The following is a 24,915-nucleotide window of genomic DNA, read 5'->3' as shown; positions in this document are numbered from 1 at the left end:
CTGGGAACTTTTTTGCTCGTGCCCTCGTGGTTCTTTCTGGTCTGCGTGATCGCAGCCGTGCTGGGCAATGCGATTCGGGCGCGAGAAGAAGAGCGCGTGCTGCTCCAGCGCTATGGTCAGGAGTACGCCGCCTATCAGAAGGTGACGGGTCGGTTTTTCCCCAGAGTCTTCCGCAGCTCTTCCACTGCAAAATGATCGAATCCCGGTAGGACGCTGGGGGCACTCCAGCTTTTTGTCTGTCCCTGCATCGCGGCCTGTCGTGCGCTTGTGGGGATGGGCATGACCTCGGCGACCTTGGGATGACCCCCGGGTGGCTGACGGCGTGATTCCGACCAGGGGTTTCCAAATTTTCGGATGCTCCTTCCGAAAAAATGGAAAGACCAGCGTCCGCTCAAAAAGCCCTCTTCCTGCAACTCCTCATGCTTCAACGAGATCGAGGCTTAGATTGTTCTTGGCACGAAAATTGCACATCGGCGAGTGACTTCAGTGTGCGACCGTAAGTTGCCTCGATTCTGGAGACGAGAGGTGGGATGATTGGTCGTACGAGCTGAGGGAAGGCACATGCGGTCACAAAGAGACAGGCAGCGCATTATCACGATTGCGAGGAGGACTTCTATGCCCCAGAAGAGGTTTATCCGTGGGGTGACGGTGGGCTGGCTCGCCGTCCTGCTGACGGTCTTTGTCATCCCCGTGGGGGCTCAATCCACCGCCACGCTCAGAGGGACGGTGACAGACCCCTCGGGAGCCGTCATTCCCAGCGCCAAGGTCATCGTCCGAAACCAGGCCACTGGCGTTGAGTGGGAGACGCAAACCGATGCGGCGGGTAATTATCAAGTCGCCTCCCTGCCGGTTGGTCTTTACCGGGTTGAGGTTCAAGCTCCCGGTTTCGAGACGATCGCCATTACGAACTTGAAGCTCGATGTGAGCCAGATCGTCGTTCAGAACTTTCAGCTCAAAGTTGGGGGCGTGACTCAGGAGATCACGGTTATCGGTGAAGCTCCGGTGGTCGAATCTGCCACCATCACTGTCGGTCACGTCATCACCGAACGATTCGTGCAAGAGATCCCTCTGAATGGGCGCCATTTTGTTGATCTCGGCCTGCTCATCCCCGGTTCGGTCACCCCTCCACAGAGCGGATTTTTGACGGCTCCTTTACGGGGCCAGGGGTCATTCGCTTTCAACACGGCGGGGAATCGAGAGGACACCGTCAATTTCATGATCAACGGGATCAACCTCAACGACATGGTGCAGAACCAGATCACGTTCCAGCCCTCCATCAACACTGTCTCCGAGTTCAAGGTCAACAATTCGACCTTCAGCGCCGAATACGGTCGGAACTCGGGAGCCATCGTCAATATTGCGACGCGGTCGGGGACGAATGAATTTCACGGTGAGGTCTTCAATTTTCTCCGCAATGATGCCCTGGATGCCCGCAACTTTTTCGACGGCAGAGAACCGGCTCCGTTCAAACGGAATAATTTTGGGGCTGCCGTCGGTGGGCCGATTCTCAAAAACCGCGCCTTCTTCTTCTCGACCTATGAGGGGCTGCGTCATCGGTAGGGGATTCCCATCAACAGCATCGTCCTGTCCGAGGCCGAGCGGGCACGGGCGACCGATCCAACGGCCCGACGGCTCATCGAGTTGATCCCGCGGGCCAACGCGACAGGCGCACGTGGCGAACCCTTATTCCTGGGTTCGGCGACGGCTCCGGTGGACATTGATCAATACACCCAGGACATCAACGCCGTTCTGGGACCGAGCGACCGATTGCATGGTTACTATGCGATTCAACGGGACAAGCGCCAGGAACCGACGCTCCAGGGCAACACCATCCCGGGCTTTGGCGATACCCGTCAGGCGCGGCGTCAGATCTTCACCCTCAATCAGATTCACACGTTCAGTCCCAATCTGGTCAACGAGTTCCGCTTCGGATTCAATCGTATTCACATCACCTTCACCCCGAATGTCCAGGTCAACCCCGTCGACTTCGGTATCAACAACGGCATTCGTGAACCGATCGGGTTGCCGCAAATCACCATCGGTGGGATCGGGCTGAACTTCGGTGGTCCGGCGGGATTTCCTCAAGGGCGGGGCGACACGACGGTCGTCTTCTCCGACACGGCCAGCTATTTGCGCGGCGATCATTCCCTCCGATTGGGTGGGGAGTTTCGCCGGTTCTACAACAACAACTTCGCCAAAAACATCGGGACGTTCACCTTCGCCAATGTGGACAGCTTCCTGCGCGGCGAAGCCAATGCCTTCACCGTCACGCTCGGCGATGTCTCCAGCGCCATTGCCACGGGGGCTCTGGGATTATTCATCCAGGATACGTACAAGGCCCGACCGAATCTGACCTTCGAGCTGGGCTTCCGCTACGATCTCTTCACCACGCCGACTGAACGCTTCAACCGGTTCGTGGTCTTTGATCCGGTCAGCGGATCGCTCGTGCGGATCGGATCGGGGATTGACGAGTTATACGAGGCGAAGAAAACCAACTTCCAGCCCCGGCTGGGATTGGTCTGGGATCCCTTCAAAGACGGAAAGACGGCTGTGCGGGTGGCCTACGCGATTCTGGCCGATCAGCCGGTGACGAACTCGGTGACGCCGACGGCCGCCAATCCACCCCTGGCCACACCGCTGACGTTTACAGGAACAATCCGCTTCGATAACGCGGTGACGGTGGCCCGGGCAGCCGGACTCGCTCCGGGGACGATCAACCACGATTTCAACAATGCCTATGTCCAGTCCTGGAACCTCAATATTCAGCGCGAGCTGACGCCCACGCTGGGAGTCATGGTGGGGTATGTCGGATCCAAGGGGACGCACCTGCGCATCGCCCGCAACATCAACCAGATTCGCAATGGCGTGCGCATCTATCCGACGCTCTCGGCCACCAGCCCGATCCTTCCGGGCTCGGCTGTGGGCAACATCACAATGGTAGATAGTGCCGGAAACTCATCCTATAACGCCCTGTGGGTCAGCGTGACCAAGCGCCTGTCTAAAGGGCTTCAGTTTAACGCCTCCTATACGTGGTCCAAGTCCATTGACTACAACTCGCTCAGCAGCCAGGGCGTTGTAGTGCAGGACAGCTTCAACATCCGCAATGATCGGGGGCTGTCGGACTTCGATGCCCGGAATCGGTTCGTCATCAGTTGGATTTACGAGCTGCCGCTGCGGGGCAACCGGTTGCTTGAGGGTTGGCAGATTTCCGGCATCACTCAGTTGCAAAGCGGCAATCCGGTCAATATCCTGGCCGGGAACGCGCTTGCCATCCCGGGCACTTCGATCGGGGCGGCCAATGTCGCCGCCTTTACCGGTGTCGCCTCTATCCGACCGGACGTCGTGGGCAAAGTGACCGTGACCGGCAATCCCAATCAGTGGTTTTCACCGGTCGTGTGCGATCCGCGCGATCCGCGCGGATGTCCTTCGGGCGCGGCTTTCGTTCTCCCGGTTTCGCTCGATGGCACGCGAACGGTCTTCCACTTCGGGAATCTCGGTCGCAATGTCATCATCGGTCCGGGCTTCAACAATACCGACTTCTCGCTGCTGAAAACGACCAGGCTGACCGAGACTGTGAAACTCCAATTTCGGGCCGAGTTCTTCGACATCTTCAACCACGCGAATTTCGGCCAGCCCGGTCGAGTGGCTCAGGTCGGCAGCACGGTCTTTGGACGGATCAGTAACACGCGCTTCCCGCCGGGTGATTCGGGTTCATCCCGGCAGGTTCAATTTGCCTTGAAGCTTCTCTTCTGAACCAACCTTGTTCCCCCTAACGCTTGGAGCACCGGTTCGGCGACGGGCCGGTGCCCTTTTTTTCTTGCTCCGTCTCTTTGTGCCGGTGGCCCATCCGAAATGGGGGGTAAACCGTTAGTTCCACTCCGCCAGCGCCCGCTTAATACCCCCTCATGAATTGCCCATAACTGGTTACGGAATCGGGAGCTGTAAACCCGAAATCCACCCCTCCGCAATCCATCATTGGTGTGGAAACTCTCTTTGGAGTGGCGTTCAGTTCCTCGGGCCGGTTTGAGGAGAGCCTGTAAGCCGAATTCTGTTTCCGGGCCGTGAGAAGCGGAAATCCTGTTCGGGGCGAAACAGTCTCGCGCTCTGCCGGACCCGGATGACGGTCATTCCTCTGGGCCTGCCATTACTGACAGGCTCAAGCGACCTACCCGAAGGCGCGACTGCTACGGCGGCACAACCCTGACGGGCAACGACGCTCGTCGCCTGGTTGTCGGTCGAGCCGCCGCCGCAGTTCTGGGACGGGCCATCCTCGTGAGCGCCTTCCTATTTGGTCTTGCACCGCGGGGAGTTTGCCTAGCCAGGTGTGTCACCACACCTGCTGGTGGGCTCTTACCCCACCGTTTCACCCATCACCTGATCTCCCCAAGCTCAGGGCCCGGGGAGCCATCGGCTGGTCTGCTCTCTGTTGCACTTGTCGTCAGGACGCTCACTTGGAGCGCCCTGCCTGGGTGTTACCCAGCCCGCTGCCCTGCGGTGTTCGGACTTTCCTCTGGCGGCATCGGACGTTTGCCCGAGCTGCCAGCGACCGTCCGGCTCTCCCCAAACCGTCAACAATTATAGCCTCTGTTACGGGGAGGGGAGAAGGGCAGCGGAGATGGCCACCGGCGGGGCAAGCAGAAAAGGGGAAAATTGATTCACCGCGAGCACTTGCCGAAGGGCGACAGATGATATCCAGAGCAAGAGCGAAGGAACGTGTCACCTCCTGCTGACGCACCTCTGCTCAAGACCCCCACCCTGGAGCTGACGTCTCAGGCTACCTTCTCTCACTACTTCGCAGCCGAAGCGAGCTGCTCCTCTTTTTCAGTCGTCGCACTGGATGCAATAGCGAAATTGCTCACGTTACGCGCGTCAGCGGGTTCCCGACGGCCTCGCGTGAGATCATCCGGGAATCCTCGTCCCTTGCAGAAATGCAAGGATGTCGCCCATCAGCCGGTTGATCGCCTGATATTTTTCAGACGGTGCGGCAAGGATCTCCTCCTCGGACTGTACAGAAGGCGATGGCACAAGCTCGGAACGGCCGTGCACGACCATCTCTCGAACAATCTCCGGCGTGACTTCAAGGTGGAACTGAAGGCCAAGGACGGACCGTCCCAGTTGAAACGCCTGGTTTTCGCAGTTGTCGCTTCGGGCCAGGTGCACGGCTCCCGGAGGGAGATCAAAAGTTTCCCCATGCCAGTGAAAGACATCCACCAGTGGGGGGAACCGATAAACCCCGTCACTCGCTGCGGGGACTGCCGTGATGGGAAACCAGCCGATTTCTTTTGTGTGGTTGGGATAAACGCGGGCCCCCATCGCGCTGGCGATGAGTTGAGCACCGAGGCAGACGCCGAGAACGGATTTCCCCAGCTCAATCGTGTGACGAATGAACTGCTTCTCCTCAATGAGCCAGGGGAATTGGTCTTCATCGTTGACGCTCATCGGGCCTCCCATGATGATGAGCAGGTCAATCTCCTCAGGAACCGGCAAGGAGGCCGATTCAAAAAAGCGTGTGCCCGTGATCGTGTAGCCTTTCGATTGAAGCCAGGATTCAATGCTGCCAAGCCCCTCACAGGGATCATGCTGGAAGTAGTGCGCTCGCATATACCTCTCCTTTCGATGGCAGGTATCGGTTCTCGCCACGGCCTGCTGGGTAGGGGGATCTCATAAATCTGCATCATCCCCAGGCAGGCCAACGGCGCTCCCGTGAATCGAGGCGGAAGAGACCCTCTTCGTGAGCAATGCGCACAGCCTCTTCATACTCCGAGAGTCTGAGCCGACGATTAATCTCCGGGTATTTCTCGCTCGATACCCGACCTGCCGGATAATACTGGGCCATGATGTTGACGTAGGTCATGGGGGAAATCTCCCGGGCGATGAAGCGCATGATCTCTCGGGTTCCGGCGATCCCTCCCGGCATCACCAGATGGCGAATCAGGAGTCCTCGCTTCGCCAGTCCGTATTCATCGAAGACGAGGTCACCCACCTGCCGGTGCATTTCTCGAATCGCCTGCCGGGCGGCTTCGGGATAATCTCGCGCTTTGACATAGCGGAGCGACATCTCCGGGTCCCAGAATTTGAAATCGGGCATGTAAATATCCACGATGCCATCGAGCAGCCGCAAGCTCTCCAGCGAATCGTAGGCGCTCGTGTTATAAACGAGGGGAATGTTTAATCCCCGCTCGATGGCCAGTGGAAGGGCTTCCAGAATCTGGGGAACGACGTGCTCGGGGGTGACGAAATTGATGTTGTGGCATCCCCGGTGCTGAAGCTCAATCATCATGTCGGCGAGTTCCTCGGGACGCACTTCGCGTCCCTGCCCCCCTTGGCTGATGTCGTAGTTCTGGCAGAAGACGCAACGCAGATTGCACATGGAGAAAAAGATCGTCCCGCTGCCGCGCCAGCCGCGCAGACAGTCCTCCTCGCCAAAGTGAGGAAAATAACTGCTGACCCGGGCATAACGCCCGGTGCGACATACGGCTGTTTTGTTTTCCAGCCGGTTCACGCGACAGAGTCGGGGGCAGGCCGTGCATGATTCCAGAAGCGCCCGAGCGCGTTGAACACGCTCGGCCAGCTCTCCCGATTCGTAGAGACGACGATAGGCCGGTTGAAAGTCTCTGGACGAGATGCGGAACGATGTGCTCTGGCGCAACGCACTCATGACCTTTTTCCCGAATATGCTTCGTCTATTCTAGCACCTTTCCCAGAAGGTGGGGGAGTCGCTTTGATCGTGCCTCCGGAAGAGGGGTTTTCTCTTGCGCGTCGCCTCCACCCGGAGAGGCCAAGAAGAACCCGGTTCAACCGGAGATTTTACGGGGAGGAATGAGAATTGGCTCGGCAGCTCCGTTTATGTTGCAAACCCGTAACTCTCAATACCAGTGGTCAGATCCCCACCCTCCCGGCGAGCAGCATCATCGGTGTGGAGGGAGAGCGCCTTTCGATCTCTCACCCACCGCGAATTACGCCGAGTCCCCCGACTTTGTCGGCGCTTCTGACGGAGTTGTCGCTTGCGCTGACGAGTAGAGGGGTTGGCCTGCTGGCTTATTTTCGATCTGCCGGACCTCAGCAGTTCCTTCCTTGAAGGCACGAATACTCTGTCCGAGGCTGCGAGCGAGATCGGGCAATCGCTTCGCACCGAACAACAGAATGAGGATGAAGAGGATGATCAAAAGTTCCGGCAGACCCAGGTTCCCAAAGACGAAGCTCACCATAGCTGTTTCTCTCCTCAACGGTCAGGCCAATTTTAGTCCCTCCGGGAGAGGAAAGTCAAAAGGGAGCGGGGACTTCTCCCCTTGTGGAGTTCACCCGTGGCACAGGAGAGAAGCTGCACCGGGAGCCGAAGATGCGCGAACTTCATGTCGAGGATTGAAAATGGCCCGGAAATACGTCGCTTCGCGATCTTGCCTGGCGCTTCTGGCCGGGCTATAGTGTTACCGCAAGGTAATGATGGGGGTGAGCGGTGGCGTCCATCACTCAGTTGCTCATCGAATGGAGCCAGGGAGACAGGGCTGCGCTCGATCAACTGATGCCACTTGTCTACGATGAATTGCGGAAGCTGGCGCGGAGCCATCTCCGCTATGAACGACCGGACCACACGCTGCAAGCGACGGCACTGGTGCATGAAGCCTATCTCCGGCTGATTGACCAGCGCTCGGTGACCTGGAAAAACCGCGCCCATTTCTTCGGCATCGCCTCCCAGATGATGCGGCGCATCCTGGTTAATTACGCCGTCCGCCGAAGAGCGCAAAAGCGCGGCGGCCTCGCACAGACGGTCACGCTCGACGATGCCCTCGGTTTGAGTGGAGAGCGCGAGCTTGACGTGGTTGCGCTTGACGAGGCATTGAAGGAGCTGGAACGGCTTGATCCGCGACAGAGCCGAATCGTCGAGCTGCGATTTTTCGGTGGGCTATCCATCGAAGAAACCGCAGAAATCCTGAATGTCTCACCGACCACCGTCAAACGCGAATGGGCGACGGCCAGGCTCTGGTTGCGACGGCAAATGGCAAAGTAGTTGGCCAACGAGAAAAGCACCGACGATTATGACGCCCGAGCGATGGCAACGTATCAAGGTTCTCCTTGCCGATGCCCTGGAGCGATCTCCGGCTGAACGCGCGGCGTTTCTCGACGAAGCCTGCGGATCGGATGCGGCGCTGCGGGCGGAAGTCGAATCGTTGCTCGCTTACGAAGATGCGCCGGGCGCAGATGACCCTCTGGCCGATGTGCGGGCGGAAGCGGCGGCAACGGTGGCCGAGACCCCGACGGATGAGCTGCGGATGGCCGGGCGATGCCTCGGCCCCTACGAAATTGTGCGCGAGATCGGACGGGGCGGCATGAGCGTCGTCTATCTGGCCCGGCGGGTTGATGAGTATCGGCAGCAGGTGGCCATCAAGCTCCTTCGGAGGGGGATGGATACCGAGCTTGTTCTGCATCGTTTTCGCAATGAGCGGCAGATTCTCGCCTCGCTCGATCATCCGAACATTGCCCGACTGCTGGACGGCGGCACGACCGAAGACGGAGCGCCCTACCTGGTGATGGAATACATCGAGGGCCTGCCGATCCATGAGTATTGCGATGATCACAAACTAAGCACCGAAGACCGGCTCCGCCTCTTCCGGCAGGTGTGCGCTGCCGTGCAGTACGCCCATCAACGACTGGTCATCCACCGCGACATCAAACCGAGCAACATATTGGTCGGCCGAGAGGGGAAGACCAAGCTGCTGGATTTCGGCATCGCCAAGATCCTGACGCCGGAGCTGGCGGCGCAGACGCTGGATCAGACATCGCCCGCGCTGCGGTTGATGACGCCGGCCTATGCCAGTCCGGAACAGATTCGGGGGGACGCGATCACGACGGCCAGCGATGTCTATTCGCTCGGGGTCGTTCTCTATGAGTTGCTGACCGGTCATAAGCCGTATCGGGTCACGAGCGAGTCGCCGCACGAGTTGATGCGGGCGGTGCTCGAAGAGGAGCCGAGACAGCCGAGCACCGCCGTGACCCTGATCGAGGAGGTCCGAACGGCGGACGGCACATCGCGGCTCACCCTGACTCCGGAATCGGTCAGCCAGACGCGCGAGGGGAGTCCCGAGAAACTGCGTCGTCGGTTGAAAGGCGATCTCGATAACATCGTGCTCAAGGCGCTCTGCAAAGAGCCCGAACGGCGCTACGCTTCGGTCGAACAGTTCTCAGAAGACATTCGACGGCATCTGGAAGGTCTCCCCGTAATCGCACGGCCGGCGACGCTCAGCTACCGGGCCGGGAAGTTCATCCGTCGGCACAAGGCGGGGGTGGCCGCCGCGGTGGCGATCGTGGGGATCCTGGTGGCGGCAATCATCGCCATCAATCATCAGCGGGCGCGGGCCGAACGGCGGTTCAACGAGGTCCGGAAGCTGGCGCGGACGGTCGTTTTTGACTATCACGATGCGATTGCCGATTTGCCGGGGGCGACGCTGGTGCGCCAGCGCCTGGTTAAAGATGCGCTGGAGTATCTCGATAGTCTGGCCAAAGAAGCCGCCGGCGATAGAACGTTGCAGCGCGAATTGGCCGCGGCCTACATCAAGATCGGCGATGTGCAGGGGAACAGTCGAGTGGCGAATCTGGGCGACATGAGCGGCGCGCTGGCGAGCTATCGCAAGGCGCTCACCATTCGCCAGGCGCTCGCCAGGGCCGAACCAGCTAATGTCGAAGTGCAAAGCGAGCTAGCTGAAAGTTACGACCGAATCGGCACGATTTTTCGAGACATGGGCGATGTAACCGGTGCCGCCGGGAACTACCAGCAAGCCATGATGGTGCTGGAGAAACTCTCGGCCAGCGCGCCGGAGAATGTCGCGCTGCGCCGGAAACTGGCGGCGGCTTATGTCAGGATGGGCGACATCAAAGCCTGGCCGCGCTCGCCGAATCTGGGCGACAACGCCGGTGGCATCGAGCTTTACCGCAAGGCGCTCGCGCTCCGCGAAGCGCTCTGCGCAGCTCGTCCGACGGACATCGAGCTTCGCGCCGAACTTCAGGAAACTCATCAAACTCTGGCCGATGTTCTGCTATCCAACGACAAACTGACCGACGCCGAGCCACATGCGCGCCGAGCGGTTGCCCTGGCCGAGAGCAGGGTGGCGGCTGACCCGACCAGCGTGAGGGCGCGCCGGGCGTTGATGCGCTCTCAGGACGCGCTCGCCAACTGGCTGGAGAGACGAGGAGAGGTGGAGAAAGCGTTGGCGCTGTACCGTCAGTTGCTGGCGTCGGCCGAAGCTTTGGTCGCTGCTGACCCTAACAACATGCAAGCGCGAATGGATCTGGCAGCTCGCCACACGCGCCTGGGTCGGGTGTTCTTGATCAGAGGTGATCTAGTTCAGTCCGTGAAGCATTTTCGCCAGGCTCTCAGTCTGGACGAAGCGATGACGCGGGCCGATCTGAGGAACGAGGCGGCGCGTCGCTTGCTCGCCAACGACTACCAGAATCTCGGCACCGCACAGGCGCAGGCAGGCGACCTGTCGGACGCGCTCGCCAGCCACCGCCGCGCGCTCCAGTATTTTGAGGCATTAATGCAGACCAATCCCAACGATTGGCAAGCGGCCCCACGTCTGGCGCGAGGATACAACTACGTCGGCGAAATTCTCCTCAAGACGGGTGACCTGATGACGGCCCTCGACTATTTCCGTCGAGCTGTGGCGGTTGTCGAGCGCGCCCCGACTTACGGCTCGACGAGCCAACCGATGCGGAGGCAATTGGCTATGAGCCACTTCTATATCGGCCAAACCTACGAGAGGCTGGCCCGACGAACCGGTACGCCCGCGCGTCAGAGGTCACAGCACTGGCGCGACGCCCGTCACGCCTATGAGCGCAGTTTGGAACTCTGGCAGGAAATCCAGCGCCAGGGCGTGCTCCCGCCGGAATATGCAAGCAAACCTGAAGAAACGACTCGCGCCCTTGCCCGATGCAATGCCGCGCTGGCAAGGCGGAAATAAAGAATAGGTCAGCATCTGCTTCCCTCCTCTTGCTCTCATCAAGACGAAGGGGGTATCCTTCAAAAGCGATAGTTTTGAAAGGGGAGTGCCTTATGCCTGAAGCAGAGCTTGTGGAGCAAACATCCGCGGGGGATGCGGAGCTGACAACTGAGCTTGTTCCGCCGTCAGACGCTCGTGCAGCGATTATCTCCATTGACCCGGAACGGCTTGGTGGAGTGCCCTGCTTTGTTGGGACGCGAGTGCCTGTGAGATACCTTTTCGAGTATCTGAGCAAGGGCAAGAGTCTTGATGAGTTCCTTGAGGATTTTGAAGGTGTACCCCGCGACGAAGCGGTGGCCGCACTGAAGCAAGCCTGTGATCGCCTCCTGGAAGGACTCCCACAACCGTGAAAATTCTCTTTGACCATTGTGTGGCCAAACCTCTCAAAAAAGAGTTTCCCCACCATGAAATCAAAACTGTCCGCGAAATGGGGTGGCAGGCGCTCAAAAATGGGGAACTCCTGGATCAAGCGCAAGAGGCTGGATTTGAAGTACTGCTGACGGTTGATCAGAACCTTCGTTATCAACAAAATCTTCAAGGGCGTTCCATCGCTGTGGTCGTGATGGTTGCAGGCGGGATCACTCTTGAAGATTTACGCCCTCTGGTTCCGGTGGTTGAAAGAACGCTCGTGAACGTACAGCCAGGGCAGGTTTACGAAGTTAAAGGGGAACAATGAAGAAGCAGACGCGGTCAACTTCACTGTCAAGGGGTGCTCATTCAGACGACGCATGTCAGAATTACTGGTCGCGCGGGAGGTCGCAAGAGTGAAAGAGACAGATTCGAAGAGGCGACAGGCAAGAGTCACGCCCATGAGGGCATGAACCGGCCCTCCAGCCAAAACTCTGCGAGCCCCGACGGGGCGACAGGACCGGGCGAGCCGGCCGGTCCTTCGGACCTCGTGCGGTTGAGGCCGACTCACCTCTGCGCCCTGACGGACGCAACTATTACCTAACGGCCCGGATTCAGGGTGATTGATCACTCACGTTCGCCAGTAAAAGTGACATGCGTCGTCATTCAGAAGGTGGTGATGAGCGCTTAATGATGAGACTACTCGCGCCCTCGCCCGATGCGATGCGGCACTGGCGAAGTGAGGCTTCTGGGAGCGCACGCATCTTGCGTGCCTATCTCAGGAGCTTACGCCTCGGGTTTGCTTAAGCCCGCTAGAAGCGGGCGCTCCCAGGCTCATCGCGTCGGTACCCGCTGGAAGAACTCCCAGATGATGCCCATGTAATTCTATTCGGGCCAGCGATGCGTCAACTCCGGGTCAAGGAGGGAGATGACCGCCTGCCTCGTCGTGGGATTGGTGTAGGCCATTGCCTGCGCCCGTGAGGGAAGCAATAGATGCATGAAACGGGAACTCAATGTCGCTCCAAGGAAGAGCCGGAAGATATCCATCTTCTTCACCTGAAACGAGAGCTCGATAGCGTCGAAATCCTCGTTGAATCCGCCCACCACCCGGGAAGACAGCGACTCGATTTTCACGTTGAGTTAATTAAACCCGCAAGCCGTCTTGGTAATGGTTAGATCATGCGTCGAAGCATACCAATCGAACGCGGCTTCGTCGAGCCGATCCGCTCCGGGCTCAAACCGGTCGCAGGAGTGAGCAAACTCATGCGTCAGGATGGCCGCGTAGCAGGCGCGCCGATCCGGTTTTCTCGATATCGCATCCACATTGCGGAATAAGCTAGGGCACAGATGAACCTTTTTCGTGAACGGCGAGGCCCAGGCGACCGCACCGTTGCAACTGCCCGTGTCGGAACTCTCACAAATGACGATCCCGTTCTCCTCGAAGCGGTTCCGCATGCAACTTTTGATATTGAAACCAGTTTCCCGTTCCACAAAAAACTCAAAATCATCCCAATTCCTCACGATCGCATCAACGGCCGCCCCAATATCTTCCTCTCGAGTAGGAGTACAATCTCGGATATCATCCAACTCTCCGGAAGCAGAATTGGGCATGAGCAAGAGTGAAACAAAAACAACGGCCACTAGGAAATGTATTTTTTTCATACTTCCTCCCCGCGTTGTCGATTGGGGCAGAATCTTTTCGCCCTCATCTCTTCACGCAAGAATTCGGCGCGAAAAAGCTCAAACTATTTTAGCCCTGGGAGCGCACGCATCTTGCGTGCCTATCTCGGGAGCTTACGCCTCCGGCGTGCTAAAGCCCGCTGGAAGCGGGCGCTCCCAGACGCTCCCGGACGATGCCCATGCCACGCGGGCCCGGCGACGCGCGCTCCGAATACCGGGACAGAGAGATCCTCTGCATGAACGGCGGCACCGACCGGCACTACCTCATCAGCGGAAATCTTCACATTCCGCTCAGAAAGTTCACCTGAGAGGGGCACCGATGTCCGCCCCCATCGCTACAGAGGCGGCACATTTACCCCATTCGTGGTCGCTCATTGTGTCGGCTCGCAACCTCGATCAGAGGTTCAAGGATTCGGATCTTCACACGTGAGCATCAGGATGATCCGATTCACCCGGCCACGAAGTCTTCGTTGTTGAAGCGTCTTACTAGATAGTTCAGTAAACATGGTAGGAGGAAAGATGTCAAAGTACCCTCGTGGGCTTCCCATCAGATTTCTGGCCATTCGTGGGCGGCCTTGCTTGGCCGGGCCGGACGGTTGTTCTTCTGTGATCATCAGATCAAAAGTTCCTTCCACGGATCGTCCATCCGGAAAAGAAAACACCAGGTTCATCGTGACCGTTCCATTGGGGTTCACCGTATAGGTCCCTTCAACTTGGCCTCTGATAATCTCCCGCTCTCTATCAGGCCCCGGCACATTCAAGAGCAGCACACCGTCAACGAGATGGCCCGCTTTGTTAGCGGTCACCATGCCAAAGCCGATGGCCGCCTGCGATTCGAAGCTCAATTCAAAGGACAGGGGGCCATCGAGACTGGCGTTGTCAAACCCTCTTGGGGCCGGCAGCCGCCTCAGCTCAATCGTGACCCCGACGCCGGGGACAAAATCCGACCGCTCTCTCACGGCGCCAAACAGCTCGATGATTCGGGAGACCCCATTATCTCGTCGCACCACCAGGTCGAAAACCCGATTCAAGGTCTGATTGGGGAACGTAAATTGGGCCATAAGAATGGCTGTCCCATTGGGGTTGATGTGGTACTGTCCCTGAAGCTGGCCACGAAGCACTTGGCCTTCCCCATCCTGGGTCGGCACGTGCAGGAGCAGCGAGCCGTCACGGAGATTGCCGGCTCCATCGGCGGTCACAACCCCCAGGCCAGCCCCGTTGTTGGCGCCGAACGTGAGGGAGACCGCGTACCGGCCTTCAAAGGCCGCGTTAGTGAAGACCGGCGGCACCTGCGCCTTGGCACCATGGCCTAACAGACACACCAGCCCAAAGCTCAGCAACAGGGTGGATTTTGAAATACAAGCTGAAAAGTTCATTACACTCTCTCCTTTCTGTCACGGGTTTCTGTCACGGAGCAGGCTTTATTCTGCCCTCATCTCTAGACGCAAGAATTCAGCGTGAAAAGGCTCAAGCTATTCGCCCTGGGAGCGTACGCCTTTGGTGTGCTCCTGGGAGCGCACGCATCTTGCGTCCTATCTCGGGAGCTTACGCCTCCGGTGTGCTAAAGCCCGCTGGAAGCGGACGCTCCCAGGAGTTTTCATCATTGGTGACGTGGCGACTGCACATAACCGAACCCTACGGGTTAGGCAAGATTTGAATCACGCCGTAGTTCGCGCTCCCTCCCTTGCCACATTTGGAACCATTGATGTAGTAAAGAACTTGAGGATCAGTTGGCGAGTTAATGGTCCGCTTGAACGTGTGCCGATGCACGAGCGGAAACGGGTCCGGCAATCCACGGGGGATCCAAAAATCCCTCCGCCGTTGGTGAAACCGCTCCGCCCACTGACCAATGGTCAGGCCGGAGCCGTTGGGGGTGAGGACCGGGCCGGCGGTCTCCGCCTCCCAGAACCGTTGCTCGTAGATCTCGACAAAGATCGCATCCGAATTATCCCAGGCATTCCGGAGCGTTGATTCCAACTCAATCGGGTTGCCAACGCCCTCCGCGTTGCTGGTCTGGAAACCGGTGACCTGACCGCGCTCGCCCGCTTCCAGGACCCATTTGTTGGGGCATCCTGAGCCAGCGCCAGCAAAGGGACCCACAGCCGGGTGGATACCCTCGTTGGGGCACGGGGGCTGAGGCGGCGTCCGGTCCTGAGGTTTTGGGCCCAGTCCATTATGCTGGACGACAAAGCGAAGGCCGTGCTCACGCGCGCCCTGAGCCAGGATCGTTTCCGTCTGTTCCGTGCCGCGAGGGAGAGGCGAAGTCAGCGGCTCCCTGTACTCGCCCTTGTCATTCACCAGCGGGAACCCGGCCTGGATGAGCGCATAACTCATGTCTTTGTTGGGAAATTCGGCGGCCAGCAACGCCGTTTGCTGGCTGTAGAACTCATACAATGCTTTCGGGGTGTAGTTGCCTTGTTCAGCCCAAACCTGCGGGTTGCAGATCGGGCAGTTAGGCTCGCAGCGATTGGGAAGCCGGTTCTCGTGCGTAAACAGGTTCGCGCCTGATGGCTTGATGTAGGCCAGGGCGCGATACCAGGCGTTGCGCTCTCGGATGTGGCGCGCCGCCGCCTTCCACAGGGCAAAGTAATGGAGGCGATAGTTCGGGTCGGCGGGGCTGCCCAGATCCATGACGGTACCACAGTCAGTTACATCGTCGCCGCCATCCTGGAAGGTCAGCCGCTTGACGGCCGTTGCCCCGGCAATGGCTGGGTCGAAAATCCACTCAGGCGTGCCCTTTGAGCCGGCCTTGAACGAGAGGATATACATCTTGCCATTTCGGACGGCCTTCTCGATCTCGCGATCCATCGCCGTCCAGTCGAAAACGCCTGGCCCGAGATGCACCTCGTTCCAGCGGAGCCGGATGAACACTCCTGTGATGTTCGGGTTCTGCCACGTCCAGTCCATAGTCGCGTAGGGTTCGCCCGTCTCGCACAGGTACTGATTTCCTACACTGGCGGGAGACCGATCATAATCGCAAGACGCGTTCGGGTCGTCCTTTGTCTCGATGACGAAGCCTGGTCCGTCCGGGCCCAACGTGAAGATGCCGGACGGAGCGCGAGGCATGGGTCCCGTGAACTCATTCGGGTCAGCAGGGTCGTACGGCTTGTAGGCCGAACAGATAGCCGAAAGCGGCTCAATCAGGTTAACCGGGATAATTGTGTCGGTCCGGTCGTTGAGGATCCACTCGACCGTGTCGCCGTCGTGAATAGAAATCACCTGAGGCGAGAACGAGCCGTCGGCGTTGACGGTCACCGTATGAGTCCTCGGTTGCTCTACGGATGTAACAGATGCCATGGGAATCCCACCGCCCACTAAGAGAAGGAGAGCAACGGACAGAACAAGGATTGGCTTAGATCCTTCGCCTTTGAGTCGTTTTGATTCGTCGTTCACAAGATCATCCTCTTGTTGCGCAATCTGATTTTCATGGGCAATTGGGCGCCGGCCCCGGTCCGGTGTAGGGATAGACGACTTGCCGCGGCTGCTGCCCCCTCCACCAATTCCACAAAACGTCATGAGCACTGTACGGAACTCCACCGCTGGAAACCTTCACATTGAAGAATGCTTGATTGCTGGTCAGGCCCACGTGGTGCGTGCATTGGGGACCGAAGATGCCCGGCGCCGCCAAGGGCGGTCCGCCGCTCATGACGCTCCCTTCTTCGGCAAAACTATCGAGATTGGGCAGGTTGAGGAGGCCCTTATAGGTGGCCTGACCGTAGTCAGCCTCCGTGCCGAATCCGTACTCCACAAAGTTTCTTCGTTTCAGCTCATCCTGGAGGTCCGCGCGCACGAAGTACGGCGTGGTGATGTGGTTCTCCATCACGTGCTCCAGGTCAGCGCATTTCCACTCGGTGCCGGGCTGACGGGTCCTGTGCCACTCGACACACGATTGATCCACCTGCGCTTTATACATGCCCATCGAGACGTTATTCCATTGGTGCTGCATAAGGGCTGTGTAACTGCACAGGTTCGGAGGATTGAGACAGTCAACGAAGTTCGTATAGTTCAGGTTTTCAAATTTCGGTCCATATCCAGCATCAATCACAGCTCGATACACGAGCGGACAGTTCCCGCCAGATTGGCACTGAACGTTGTCCCGACGCAATATCTGCCCAAGCCGGTCGGCGTGATGTCGGACGCCGCCCGATCCTGCCGACGTGCCGGAGAAGAGAACATGGGTGGCTTCGTCCAGATCGGGCATCGTGATGGTCTCGCGTTCAGCGTTCTGGTAGGTGACCGGTTGACCGCTCGGCAACCGTTGCAACATTTTGATGACGGCGTCCACGATGTTCGCGCCCTGAAAGTGGATTCGGTATTGGATGGTGTTGCCGCCCGGCACTGTCACCGACAATGACACATTGCGAGCGGTCCCGGACCAGTTGTCGGAGCTACAATAGTACATGAGCACGTGGTTCCAGCCGGCGAAGTTGTTCTGCTGGGGGTCCGGATGGAAGATACCTGTGCCCCGGATACTGGGCGGCAGTGGCCTGAAGGTGGTGCTCATCTTGTCGGCGCCGAAGTTGGTCTCGGCGCTGCACCAGCGTTCGGCGCACGATTGGCCATCCTGGCAGCCGCCGCCGCCCTGCAGGTGGATGTGCCATTTGTTCCGGTCGGCCTCACTCGAATATCGCCGGACATAGAAAACGGCACCCGATCCGTCATTGCAGACGGCGTCAGGGAAGGCGTTGAGATTGACATCCACTCGAAACAGGGCCGTACCCTGCGCGATATCGCCGACTTCTCCAACTCGGCCACACGGAAGGGCGTTGTCAATCTCCGGCGGCTGTTGAGCGGTGCTGGCGTTGAAGCCCAACAGCGCCATCACCGCGAGAAGAAGAAAGGAGCCCCACAGGCAGCGTCGCGCCGCGCGAGAGCAAATGAACGTTTTCAATGGATGTTGATTCACCATACAGTCTGCCTCCTTACGAAAATGCCTGGGAGCGCACGCCTCCGGCGTGCTTGGGCCCGCTGGAAGCGGGCGCTCCCAGCCTTTCATCGTTTTCGGGCGGAGCCGCGATTCCCTGAAGAACTTCTCCGGAAGGAGCCACATTTTTCACGGCGTCACACCGATGGTTCGCTCTGTGAGAATCGGTACTGATCTGTGGCTTGAATTTCATTGTCTCTGGGCGCCGCCTGAGGGCCATGACCAACTTCTCACCTGAGCCTACTGACACTGTGGACGGCACTCACTGAGCAGGATATCGCGAACCTTCTCGGCGCCTTCACGCGAGCTGGGCACATCATGGGGCGTGTTGGGCACGGTCTCCATGCGAATCAAGGGCGAGCCCTCTTGCCTTAACCGCTCGTAGTAGATGATCCCTTGCGGCACAGCATTGGTGAGATCATCCTGGCCAAAGACGAACCAGACCATCGTCTTTGGATAGACGTACTGCCAATCGCCGAAGGCGATACTGGCCTGTTGAAATCGCTCGCGGAACGAGGCATCGCTGCGGCTGCAGGGGCCGGTTCCATCATCGGGAAATCCGAATCCCAGATCAATGAGGCGGGCCGTACCTTGAGGGGGAAACCAGAGCGAGCGATTGGCCGGGTCATCACGAATGCAGCCGAGATCAATGCGTCCCATGGGCGGGCCGCCCGTGGCGACGACGGCTGCGAGAATCTCTGACAGTCCGTAGTGACTCAGCATGAAGCTGGCCTGCGCAGCGCCCCCAGAATTACCGGTCGCGCAGAAGGCCGTGGTCGGGCCGCGGTCGTGGAGCATCAGGTAGATCCAGGTGGCGACCGTTGCCGGTCGGCACGCCAGTCGCGCTTGACCTTCCGGTTGTCCCGGCGCGCTCACGAGCCAGCCGCGCAGCCATTGAAGCTGCACGGTGCGAAAGCCAGCCGCGCGCAGCTCTCCCAGGACGCGCAGCGCGTCCGGACTGAACCGCTCCCATAACCCCGTGCCGCGAGCGCCCGTCATGAACAGGATCGTTCCTCGCGATGGGGAGCCGGTACGATGACCCACCTTCAGTGTGGCGCGCTCGGGTTCTACCACCTCCGGGCAAGTGACTTCGATTTGATAACACTCCTGCCCATCGCACGGAGTTGGCCCGGAGATGACCCGGAGGCTGCCCAGCGGGCGCGATGGGGGCGCATCTTGATCCGTGGCTGGCTGGTTCGCGCCCTCTCGCGCCTGCGGCGTTGTCGCCGGAAGCACAAGCAACAATACCAGAAGGATCAGGGTCAGGAACCCTCCGATGTTACGATTCATACCGCCCTCCTTTCTACGCACGCCTCATGACCAAGCCCTGGGAGCGCACGACTCCGGCGTGCTCTTGGGAGCGCACGCATCTTGCGTGCTCATCTTAGGAGCGCACGACTTCGGCGTGTTTAAGCCCGTGGGAAGCGGGCGCTCCCAGGCTCATCGCGTCGGTACCCGCTGGAAGAAGTCCCAGATGATACCCATGTAATTCCAATCGGGCCAGGCATGCCCCAACACCGGGTCAAGGATGGAGATGACTGCCTGCCTCGTCGTGGGGTTGGTGTAGGCCATCGCCTGCGCCCGTGAGGGAAGCAATGGATGCGTGAAACGGGAACTCATTGTCGCTCCAAGGAAGAGCCGGAAGATATCCACCTTCACCTGGAACGAGAGCTGGATTTCGTTGTAGTCCTCAGGGAATCCGCCCTCTGCCGGGAGCTTCCGATCATTTCCGCCTTGCAAGAGCAGCGCCGACAGGGGCCTGCCACCGGAGGCGGAGGGATCAATAATCTCCCAGGGCGACGTCGGCGGATCTGTAAACTTTGACCCGATGCTGCCGGCCGCCGTGGCAATGGCCGCAATACGCGCCGAAATCTGTGGATCGGCAGCCAGCTTATAAGAGAGTTGCGCTCCACCGGAAAAGCCGATGAAGTATATTCGGTGAGTGTCTACCGTATAGCGCGCGATCATCAGATCAATCAGGTGGTTCATGTATCCGATGTTGACCGGATCATGCCAATAGTAGTTCGTGCTGTTCGGCGGTGCGTCCGGTCGGGGCAGTCCATTGGGGAAGACGGCGATGAAGCCCTCCCGCTCGGCATACTCGACAATGCGGTGATCCGGAGCGTACATGATCGAGGCATCCCCGCCCCCGCCGTGGAGCGCAAAGACTAACGGGACCGCCGTACCCGCTCGGTAGCCCGTCGGCACATAGAGGGAAACCGAACGGTCAACGCCCTCATACGGCACGGTGATCGTTTGGATCATCGCCTGCTGAGTGAGAGTCATCGGATGCGCCTCACTCGGCGACCCGAACATCGTCGGACCGAGCATGGCTGAAGCCAGGCTCAGACCGAGCCAGCGGTGAGCTAGCTTGTTGTGATCCTTTCTCATTATCTCACTCCTTTTTGCGTTTTCAGTTGTGTGTGAGACAGAGTTGCCGCCGGGAGATAGACAACATCCGACAGGGCGGTGCTCGTTCCACCCCCATAGTTGCCAATGACGCCGGTGAACAAGGTCGTGCTCCCGGTGCGGATGCCGTGGCCTGCCGGCAGCGGCTCCGACAGCATGAGCGTGAAGTTGCCATTGGCATCGGCCTGGACTGATCCCAGATGTTGCAAGGCTTCTTGGGTGCTGTCCGTATCATCCAGGTACAGATCAACAGTGCAGAGCGGGCAGGGACTGTTGTCGCCGCTGGTGCCCGTCACCATGAGTCCGTTGAGGCTCGTGATCTTGGCCGGTTTGAACAGCTTCAACGTCGTCGGGATGGCCGGCCCCATTTCAATGGCCAGCGCCGGTCCATCCTTGATGATGTTTTGCCGGATGGTGATCTGGCCGAACATCGGCGAGCTGTCATTGACCAGAATGGCTGAGCGGGTGTTCTCAAATCCGTTGCGACTGCCCACGACCTGATTGCTCAGGATTTTCGTGCCCGTCCCGGCCACTTTGATTCCCTGGCCACAGACGCCGACTTCTTTTCCCGCGCTGTCGACGCCGATCACATTGTCTTGAATCGTGTGGTTGGTGCCGAAGATTTCCAGGGCCATCGGCGGCGTTTCGTTTGCCGTCTGAGTTTGATGCAATCCGGCGATGCGGTTGCCGATGATTCGATTGTTGCTGCCGCTGACCTGAATGCCCCAGCCGCCGTACCAGTTGAGCGGCTCGTAGGTTGGGTTGCGGAGGCATTTGAGGAGCGGGATCACGTCCGGGACGGTCCCATCAGCTCGGGTGCCAATCCAATTGCCTCTGACCTCATTATTACTGCCTTCGATAATGATGGCCCGGCTCTTGGACCCGGTGATGACGTTGTTTCGGATGATATTCTTAGCGCCGCGCACGTGGATGCCTCCGCCCGCCAGACGCGCCGGATCAGACGGCGTTCGGAGCGCCAGGGATTGGCCATCATCGGTGAGGCCCATCCAGATGTTCTCGACGACGTTGTTGTCTCCGCTGAGCGTGATGATGCCGCCCCCTTTCCAGGAGATGTTGCGAATGGTGTTCTGTTCGCTTTGAATCTCCAGCGACCATCCGTTCGTGTCAACGATGATCCTGGGACCATCGGTCCGCCCGCCGGGTTGCGTGCTTCCATCAATCGTCACCTGACCGATTTTCTCCAGCGTGTTATCTCTCCTGAGCGGGAGCAAAGCGCCGTCAATCGTCAACGTCCAGGCTCCGGTGACCGAATCATAGCCCGGGTCCGAGGTCGGGATGTTGAACTGAATGAGAATGGGCCGGTCAGTGGTTGGTCGTCCGCTGGCCTCGATCAGAGCCCGGCGCAGGCTGCACGGCGTGCTGGCAATGTAGAGCGCACCGCTGTTGTAACTACACGTTCGGTAACGGATGTCGGGGGAGGGATCAGTCGTCGTGTTGACGGTGATGATGGTCTTGGGCGGCGGCTCATCCTGGGCAAGCGCCACCGAGTGGATTCCAAGAAGCACCATCGCAAAGGACAGAAGTCGTAGATGCAAAGAAACACGTGTCATCATTTTTTCTCCTCCGAAAATACTCTGGGAGCGCACGCCTCCGGCGTGCTTGGGCCCGCTGGAAGCGGGCGCTCCTAAGGCACTCCGAGATTCTCCTCATTCGTTACGTGCCGTTGCGCACGGACGATCCCCTTGGCGCAACGGAAGAAAGGTTCCAACGGATCAACCATCAGTTGGCACTTTTTATCCGTTGGCGAACCCATTTTCATCCTTCGTGGCGTGCATGAGCACATGGGCGATTCCTCCGAAAATCACCACGGATGGACACCAATCAACACGGATGAGGAAACCGATCCGTGTCCATCGGTGTTCATCGGTGGTGAATACGGAGCCACAGCTCCATGAAGACATCCTTCAACATCTTCAGCGCCCTCTATGACGGGAGGATGAAGCGAATTTCGCTCCACCTCCATCTCCTCACGCAAGAATTCGACGGGAAAAAGCTCAAACTATTTAGCCTTGGGAGCGCATGCATCTTTCGTGCTCATCTTAGGAGCGCACGACTCCGGCGTGCTTGAGCCCGCTGGAAGCGAGCGCTCATGGGGTACTCCCAGGGTACCCTTCACCGGAGCCGCAGCGTGTGGACGCTCGGCGGATTCGGTTGATCAGCACGATCCAGCACGACGCGCACATAGTAGAGGAAACCCACTGCCGACGAAAAGTTGATGGCGTTGGCCGGGAATTGGCAGATTTTACACGTACCCATGGGGTTGATTCCCTCGTTGGTGGTCGTGCAGATTTCCTGCTGCTCTCCGGTACAAGGGTCTACGCGGAAGAGCGTCGCCGAGACGACGCCGCCCGCCGCCGGCACCGCCGAGCCTAGCTCCAGTTGAGTCCAGCCGGGAATCGCTTGGTTGAGGCTGGGGTTCGTCACATTGTAGCGAACAACGATTGGATCGAGCGATGGCGATGTCGAGCGGTAGGTGATGCTGCTGCCAGTCGCCTCATACCGGCTGAGGCTTTCCTCATCCACCACACCCGTTGAAGCGACCGCCGTCCAGGGCACCGGCGGTAACGGCACTTGAGCAGCCCGAACTGTCGGAGCAGCAACGTCAGGGGGTGTGGTCCAGCGACCACCGGATAAGCTCAGCAGAGTCATGAGCGAGATGCTCAAGCCGAGCCAGCGAGGTGTTGTTTGACGGCGATTGTTTTTCATCCTTTTTCTCCTGATGTGAGTTGGGGGAGAATTTTTCTACCCCCATCTCCACACGCAAGAATTGACGGCGAAAAAGCTCACGCTCGCGCGGGCACACGCAAAGAAATTCCAGATGAGGCTTACCTTTTCAGATAAAGATCAAAGAACCATCCATAAATCACACGGCCGCCCGCGGGCCAGACGGCGAACGCGAGGGAGCTGGTCAAGGCCAGAGGCAGATTGACCACTCTGTAGATGTGCCCTCGGTAAACGGAGCTGATGATAATGAAGGCACCGTAGCTGGAGAGGAACCCGACGAGATGCAGGATCACCGCGATCCAAGCGGGCGCCGCGACAATGAAACTACAAACTGTGGGGGCAGCAAACGCCGACCAGCCCGCCAGCAAAACGACGTTGTGACAAAGGTTCGAGATCACATACGCATCGAAGCGTATGTCTATGTTGATGCGGCGTTGAGCGCGGTCCGCTATAAAGGCCGCGATTGACGCCATAGTCGCTGACCGGACGAACAGTCATCATCGTCTGATCTAAAGGCCGGAGCGACAGCTCGATCAGGGCGAGAAAAAGTACGTTCAAACCACCGCCGATATAAAAACATCGCGTCCTCGGGAGCGTCACCAAATCGCCGGAACATGTCTTTCATGACCTTGAGGATGGCCTCTTCGATCCGCAACCCATCACCCATCTCCAGTGCGACAACCGGAGTACCATCCTGATTGCAGGTTGCTACTCTCATTTGGCGTCGGCTTTGATCCAGAACACGTCCTGCATGATGGGATCCTGGTTGACGGTGGCGATGATTCGGGGCGAGAGGAAGTCGCTGTGCGGCGTGTAGCCGAGCTGGTTTCGCGCCATTCGCTGAATCTGGCCGCCCTTGACCTGAAAGGAAAAGGTCCGGATCGTCCGGCCTTCGACCTTGTACGCGACCGTGTAACTGCCATCGGTGAGCATGGCCGGTTTGAACGGCCAGAATCCGCGCTTTTGAGGTTCCTGGAGCTGGAGGCTCAGGAAGGTCCAATCGTCCCAGGCGAGAATCGCATTGGCGAAGGCGACTTCCTGACCGCCGCGCAGGAGGTGGACGCTCGCCTTCTGCTGCCTGTTTTTCGTTCCGGGAATCTCCTGCTGGCTGACCCAGAAACAGAAGCGCAGCGCGTCATCGGGCTTTTCGGTGGCAGCCGCAAGGTAGGCCAGCGAACTCCACGGACCTTCGCGATAAAACGTCTTCTTGGGATTGAAGGGATCGGCGCTGGCCTCCAGCTTCAAGCTGAACGGCATCGTTGTAATTTCCTCGTTGCCGAGTTTAACCGCCATCACATAATCACCCGCCTGGCCGAGGTCAATCGTACCGGGAACGCCTTTCGGTGAGAGCGTCCCGAAGGCCGGCCACTTGGGCCAGCGGGTAAGTCTGAGGGGAACCCTGCCAACCGTCTCGCCACCGGATTTTCTGATGATCAATTCCGCCGGCGGATCTCCCGGCGGAGGGAAGACCACCCCTAACGTTTCAACGAGAAACCCGCCCCTGGCCGGATAAAACCGCATATCCATCAACGATTCATACGTGATGGCCGGTTTGTGCTCCTGGCCTCGAATGGCGGCGAGAGAGAAAACGATTCCCGGGAAGGCGATCAACCCAATGAACCGGATCACCTTTCTCATAACGCACCTCCGTGTCGTGATTGTTTGAAATGTGCCGACGAAGCCTCGATCACTGCCCACATTTGACGCTGGTCGGGAAAACCTCCGATTCCTCCGGGTTGGACGGATCGTAGCAAGCTTTGGCCAGCATCCTTGCCTGATAGGTGTCGCGCAGATCGCCCGGTTTCACGCTCTTGC

21 protein-coding genes and 1 other RNA gene are annotated in these 24,915 nt (G+C 58.8%); 7 read left to right on the top strand and 15 right to left on the bottom strand.

The annotated features are described in order from the left end of the window. The 3 genes from VNM72_04880 to VNM72_04870 form a co-directional block, all read left to right on the top strand. On the top strand, positions 1 to 195 hold a 195-nt coding region (locus tag VNM72_04880; GenBank protein ID HXF04733.1), incomplete at its 5' end, for an isoprenylcysteine carboxylmethyltransferase family protein. Between the two features lie 420 nt (positions 196 to 615). Then, positions 616 to 1,560 carry a carboxypeptidase-like regulatory domain-containing protein gene (locus tag VNM72_04875; protein ID HXF04732.1) on the top strand — a complete coding sequence of 315 codons (945 nt, stop codon included), beginning with the start codon at positions 616 to 618 and terminating at the stop codon, positions 1,558 to 1,560. A gap of 150 nt (positions 1,561 to 1,710) precedes the next feature. After that, on the top strand, positions 1,711 to 3,753 hold the full coding sequence (locus VNM72_04870) for a TonB-dependent receptor (GenBank protein HXF04731.1): 2,043 nt from the start codon (positions 1,711 to 1,713) through the stop codon (positions 3,751 to 3,753). Positions 3,754 to 4,021: 268 nt separating this feature from the next. Here the strand turns inward: VNM72_04870 and rnpB are convergent. The 4 genes from rnpB to tatA all read right to left on the bottom strand — a co-directional run bounded on the left by rnpB (position 4,022) and on the right by tatA (position 7,208). Next, positions 4,022 to 4,562, bottom strand: an RNA gene (rnpB, locus tag VNM72_04865) — RNase P RNA component class A. Positions 4,563 to 4,899: 337 nt separating this feature from the next. Beyond that, positions 4,900 to 5,601: an amidotransferase gene (locus VNM72_04860; protein HXF04730.1), complete on the bottom strand. Its 702-nt coding sequence runs from the start codon at positions 5,599 to 5,601 to the stop codon at positions 4,900 to 4,902. Positions 5,602 to 5,674: 73 nt separating this feature from the next. Beyond that, positions 5,675 to 6,658: a radical SAM protein gene (locus VNM72_04855; protein ID HXF04729.1), complete on the bottom strand. Its 984-nt coding sequence runs from the start codon at positions 6,656 to 6,658 to the stop codon at positions 5,675 to 5,677. Positions 6,659 to 6,956: 298 nt separating this feature from the next. Continuing rightward, a complete protein-coding gene (gene tatA, locus VNM72_04850; GenBank protein HXF04728.1) occupies positions 6,957 to 7,208 on the bottom strand; it encodes a twin-arginine translocase TatA/TatE family subunit in 252 nt (83 codons plus the stop codon). Positions 7,209 to 7,456: 248 nt separating this feature from the next. Here tatA and VNM72_04845 point away from each other — a divergent pair, with 248 nt between their 5' ends. The 4 genes from VNM72_04845 (at position 7,457) to VNM72_04830 (ending at position 11,670) form a co-directional block, all read left to right on the top strand. Continuing rightward, positions 7,457 to 8,008, top strand: coding sequence for a sigma-70 family RNA polymerase sigma factor (locus tag VNM72_04845; GenBank protein HXF04727.1), 552 nt, complete (start codon positions 7,457 to 7,459; stop codon positions 8,006 to 8,008). Between the two features lie 28 nt (positions 8,009 to 8,036). After that, complete coding sequence (locus VNM72_04840) at positions 8,037 to 10,955, top strand: protein kinase (GenBank protein HXF04726.1); 2,919 nt, start codon at positions 8,037 to 8,039, stop codon at positions 10,953 to 10,955. A 92-nt stretch (positions 10,956 to 11,047) separates the two neighbouring features. Next, positions 11,048 to 11,344 carry a DUF433 domain-containing protein gene (locus VNM72_04835; GenBank protein ID HXF04725.1) on the top strand — a complete coding sequence of 99 codons (297 nt, stop codon included), beginning with the start codon at positions 11,048 to 11,050 and terminating at the stop codon, positions 11,342 to 11,344. Continuing rightward, the gene (locus VNM72_04830) at positions 11,341 to 11,670 is read left to right on the top strand and encodes a DUF5615 family PIN-like protein (protein ID HXF04724.1); all 330 of its coding nucleotides are present in this window, start codon (positions 11,341 to 11,343) and stop codon (positions 11,668 to 11,670) included. Before VNM72_04835 ends, VNM72_04830 begins: the two co-directional genes overlap by 4 nt. Positions 11,671 to 12,227: 557 nt before the next feature. Here VNM72_04830 and VNM72_04825 read toward each other — a convergent pair. From VNM72_04825 to VNM72_04775, 11 genes are all read right to left on the bottom strand, one after another. Further along, positions 12,228 to 12,476 carry a hypothetical protein gene (locus tag VNM72_04825; protein ID HXF04723.1) on the bottom strand — a complete coding sequence of 83 codons (249 nt, stop codon included), beginning with the start codon at positions 12,474 to 12,476 and terminating at the stop codon, positions 12,228 to 12,230. A 6-nt stretch (positions 12,477 to 12,482) separates the two neighbouring features. Next, a complete protein-coding gene (locus VNM72_04820) occupies positions 12,483 to 12,797 on the bottom strand; it encodes a hypothetical protein (protein ID HXF04722.1) in 315 nt (104 codons plus the stop codon). A 629-nt stretch (positions 12,798 to 13,426) separates the two neighbouring features. Continuing rightward, entirely contained in the window at positions 13,427 to 14,398 is a 972-nt protein-coding gene (locus tag VNM72_04815; protein HXF04721.1) for a hypothetical protein, read from the bottom strand. Between the two features lie 259 nt (positions 14,399 to 14,657). Beyond that, a complete protein-coding gene (locus VNM72_04810) occupies positions 14,658 to 16,319 on the bottom strand; it encodes a hypothetical protein (protein HXF04720.1) in 1,662 nt (553 codons plus the stop codon). Between the two features lie 127 nt (positions 16,320 to 16,446). Next, the gene (locus tag VNM72_04805) at positions 16,447 to 17,931 is read right to left on the bottom strand and encodes a pectin acetylesterase-family hydrolase (GenBank protein HXF04719.1); all 1,485 of its coding nucleotides are present in this window, start codon (positions 17,929 to 17,931) and stop codon (positions 16,447 to 16,449) included. 255 nt (positions 17,932 to 18,186) lie between these two features. Further along, positions 18,187 to 19,236: a hypothetical protein gene (locus tag VNM72_04800; protein ID HXF04718.1), complete on the bottom strand. Its 1,050-nt coding sequence runs from the start codon at positions 19,234 to 19,236 to the stop codon at positions 18,187 to 18,189. 150 nt (positions 19,237 to 19,386) lie between these two features. Beyond that, a complete protein-coding gene (locus VNM72_04795) occupies positions 19,387 to 20,337 on the bottom strand; it encodes a PHB depolymerase family esterase (GenBank protein HXF04717.1) in 951 nt (316 codons plus the stop codon). After that, entirely contained in the window at positions 20,337 to 21,929 is a 1,593-nt protein-coding gene (locus tag VNM72_04790; protein HXF04716.1) for a right-handed parallel beta-helix repeat-containing protein, read from the bottom strand. The genes VNM72_04795 and VNM72_04790 overlap by 1 nt, the downstream gene beginning before the upstream one ends. A gap of 559 nt (positions 21,930 to 22,488) precedes the next feature. Further along, positions 22,489 to 23,082, bottom strand: coding sequence for a hypothetical protein (locus VNM72_04785; protein ID HXF04715.1), 594 nt, complete (start codon positions 23,080 to 23,082; stop codon positions 22,489 to 22,491). A 119-nt stretch (positions 23,083 to 23,201) separates the two neighbouring features. Then, positions 23,202 to 23,573 carry a hypothetical protein gene (locus VNM72_04780; GenBank protein HXF04714.1) on the bottom strand — a complete coding sequence of 124 codons (372 nt, stop codon included), beginning with the start codon at positions 23,571 to 23,573 and terminating at the stop codon, positions 23,202 to 23,204. Positions 23,574 to 23,814: 241 nt separating this feature from the next. Beyond that, complete coding sequence (locus tag VNM72_04775; GenBank protein ID HXF04713.1) at positions 23,815 to 24,738, bottom strand: hypothetical protein; 924 nt, start codon at positions 24,736 to 24,738, stop codon at positions 23,815 to 23,817. Positions 24,739 to 24,915: the final 177 nt, after the last annotated feature.

Source organism: Blastocatellia bacterium, from assembly GCA_035573895.1.
Classification (GTDB): domain Bacteria; phylum Acidobacteriota; class Blastocatellia; order HR10; family HR10; genus DATLZR01.
This window is presented reverse-complemented; position numbering and strand designations above follow the sequence as displayed.